The 3216-nt window shown below is 35.8% G+C and carries 3 protein-coding genes; all 3 read right to left on the bottom strand.

All coding sequences use genetic code 11. From position 1 onward, the window contains the following. Positions 1–281: 281 nt before the first annotated feature. Positions 282–1814: a NupC/NupG family nucleoside CNT transporter gene (locus tag WBN21_RS02785; protein WP_424197776.1), complete on the bottom strand. Its 1533-nt coding sequence runs from the start codon at positions 1812–1814 to the stop codon at positions 282–284. Between the two features lie 15 nt (positions 1815–1829). Further along, positions 1830–2453 carry a bifunctional nuclease domain-containing protein gene (locus tag WBN21_RS02780; RefSeq protein WP_424197775.1) on the bottom strand — a complete coding sequence of 208 codons (624 nt, stop codon included), beginning with the start codon at positions 2451–2453 and terminating at the stop codon, positions 1830–1832. 106 nt (positions 2454–2559) lie between these two features. Further along, positions 2560–3216 (bottom strand): electron transfer flavoprotein subunit alpha/FixB family protein (locus WBN21_RS02775; RefSeq protein ID WP_424197774.1); only part of this gene is annotated, 657 nt, incomplete at its 5' end.

Genomic DNA, 3216 nt, shown 5'->3' with positions numbered 1-3216 from the left:
GCCTGTACCTGTTCTATCTCCTTTTTCGTTTCCGTTTTCTAAAACGTGTTTTACTAGGTCGTGATATTGTTTCATAATATTCCCCATGAAAATGGGGATCTTTTTTAATTAAACTTCTCCTATAATGTGCTTCAACTGATCTCAGCATGACAAAATTTATCAGCGATTAAAAATAAAAAAAAGCATCAAAAGGGAGTTGTGATGCTATAATTAATTATAAGAAAGTTATTAACGTAGTTTTACGTTCTGAGAATAAATAATTTATCTGTGGCGATTCGCCACTAGCCAATTATCATGCCTGCGATAGTAGCCGAAATTAACGATGCAATGGTACCACCGATTAAGGCTTTCATACCAAATTTAGAAAGTGTTTTACGTTGCCCAGGAGCCAACGAACCAATTCCGCCTATTTGAATGCCGATAGATGCGAAATTTGCAAATCCGCATAGCATGTAAGTTGCCATAATTATAGATTTCTCGTAGTTAAGATGAATGGCATTTGTAACATCTTTTAAATCTCTTAACTGGATATAGCCTATGAATTCGCTTGCAGCTAATTTAATTCCGAGTAATTGTCCCATAAGCGCCATATCTTCAGTTGCCACGCCTATTAGCCACATAAGTGGTGCAAAGGCATAACCTAAAATAAGTTCAAGAGATAAGCTTTCGTAACTCGTGTTTGATGCTATCCAATTATTTATTGAAGAGATATCGCCAACCCAACCTAAAATGCCATTAAACATAGCAATAAAAGCAACAAATACTAAAAGCATGGCACCAACATTAACAGCAAGTTTTAAACCTTCCGTAGTTCCATTTGCAATAGCATCTAAAAAGTTTGAACCTATTTTTTCTTGAGAAACAGAAACATCTGTGTTTACTTCTTCAGTTTGTGGATATAATATTTTTGAAATAACAATGGCGCCTGGTGCGGCCATTACTGAGGCTGCTAATAAATGTTTCGCATAAAACAATCTTAAAGCAGGGTCGTCACCACCCAGAAAGCCAATATATGCCGCCAGTACTGCGCCTGCAACGGTTGCCATGCCACCAATCATTACTAGAAGCATTTCCGACTTATTCATTTTTTCTAAATAGGCTTTTATTAAAAGGGGTGCTTCGGTTTGCCCTAAAAAGATGTTTCCAGCAACGCTTAAACTTTCTGCGCCAGATATTTTTAAAGTTTTTGAAAGTAACCAAGCCATGCCTTTTACTATTTTTTGAATAATTCCTAAATAGAAAAGTACAGAGGTTAAAGCAGAAAAGAATATAATAGTTGGCAGTACTTGAAAGGCAAAAATGAATCCGAAAGTGTCCATATCTACAACCAAACCTTCAAATAAGAATTTGCTTCCTGCTCTTGTAAAATCTAATACACTTACAAACAAGCCACCAATAAATTCAAAAATAACTTTAATGAATTCAACCTTTAAAACACCTATTGCAATAAGCAATTGAAAGGCTAAACCTATGGCTACAATTTTCCAATTAATAGCTTTTCTGTTACTACTAAAAAGAAAGGCTACAAATATTAAGGTTATCATTCCAAGAACACCGCGCCACAAGCTGTTTATGGAGAATCCTTGACTGGGAATGATACTGCTTTTAGGTTCTTGAACAACGTCAGAAGCCCCGTTATTGTTTATGATTTCCGTTTCAGAAAAATTAATACTGGTAGAATCTATTAGTATAGTTTCTGTTTCGGTAACAATTTCTTTGATGTTAGTGGGGTCTGTTTTTTCTAAATCTTGTGCTGAAATTGTTGATGTAAAACATAAAAAAGTAACAGCAAGGAGCAAAAACAGTTTTTTCATAATAAAAATTAAGAGTTATTCACGTTTTGAGATTTCATCACGAATGTGCGCAGCCTTTTCATAATCCTCATTATTAACAGCTTCTTCAAGTAATGTTTGAAGTTCTTCTAAAGATTTTCCTTTAAAATTTTCACGAGGTTCGTTAGGTTCCAATTCATTGGCAACTAACTCATCCATTAAAACACTATCCTGAGCATCCTCTTCTTCATCCTCCTTTTTCGGATTCACTTTTAAGTAAATACCCGCTTTATCAAGAATGTTTTTATATGTAAATATAGGTGCTTGAAAACGAAGCGCCAAAGCTATGGCATCACTTGTTCTCGCATCAATTATTTCTTCAATTTTATCGCGTTCGCAAATTAAACTTGAGTAAAAAACGCCATCAACTAGTTTGTGAATAATGACTTGCTTTACAACAATATCAAAACGATCAGCAAAATTTTTGAATAAATCGTGGGTTAATGGTCTTGGTGGGCTAATTTCCTTTTCTAAAGCTATGGCAATAGATTGCGCTTCGAAAGCACCAATGACAATTGGAAGTTTACGATCGCCATCCACTTCGTTTAAAATTAACGCGTAAGCGCCATTTTGCGTTTGGCTATAGGATATGCCTTTTATATTTAATCTTACTAAACTCATAATTTATAAAAACGCAAAGAACTGCTTAAATTAGAACTTTACCAACTGCGCGAGGCATATTAAGTCAAAATGCTAATTTAAGCAGTTCTTTAGTATTACACAAAATTTATTGTTGTGCTTTAAATGCTTTTAATTTTTCAATAAGTTCTGGAACTACTTGAAAAGCATCACCAACAACTCCATAATCGGCAGCTTTAAAGAACGGTGCCTCAGGATCTGTATTGATAACAACTTTTACTTTTGAAGCGTTAATGCCTGCTAAATGCTGAATGGCTCCAGAAATCCCAATGGCTATATATAAGTTTGAAGCTACAGGTTTTCCTGTTTGGCCTACGTGTTCAGAATGTGGTCTCCAACCTAAATCCGATACTGGTTTAGAGCATGCAGTTGCTGCACCTAAAACATCGGCAAGTTCTTCAATCATACCCCAGTTTTCAGGACCTTTTAATCCTCGACCAGCAGACACTACAATTTCTGCATCAGCAATAGTTACTTTATCTGTGGCTTTATCAACCGATTCAACTTTAACGCCTAATTCTGGAATGGAAGGCGAGAAGTCTTCCGCGGAAGCGCTACCACTATTTTCAACTAACCCGAATGCATTATTGGAAACCCCAACAATTTTTACATCGGTATTTATTTGAGTATTCTCAAAAGCTTTATTCGTAAAAGCAGTACGTTTAACTGTAAACGGACTCGTGCTAGATGGTGCTGCAACCACATTTGTTGCATACCCAGCATTTAAACCAACCGCCACTAATGG

The organism is Algibacter sp. (assembly GCF_049667265.1).
Lineage (GTDB): Bacteria > Bacteroidota > Bacteroidia > Flavobacteriales > Flavobacteriaceae > Algibacter_B.
The sequence above is the reverse complement of the archived record's forward strand: the minus strand, read 5'-3'. Positions and strand labels throughout refer to the sequence as shown.

Bases quoted from the DNA above. Each gene is read 5' to 3' on its own strand.
- WBN21_RS02785 (WP_424197776.1), bottom strand. From the start codon at position 1,814: ATGAAAAAACTGTTTTTGCTCCTTGCTGTTACTTTTTTATGTTTTACA.
- WBN21_RS02780 (WP_424197775.1), bottom strand. From the start codon at position 2,453: ATGAGTTTAGTAAGATTAAATATAAAAGGCATATCCTATAGCCAAACG.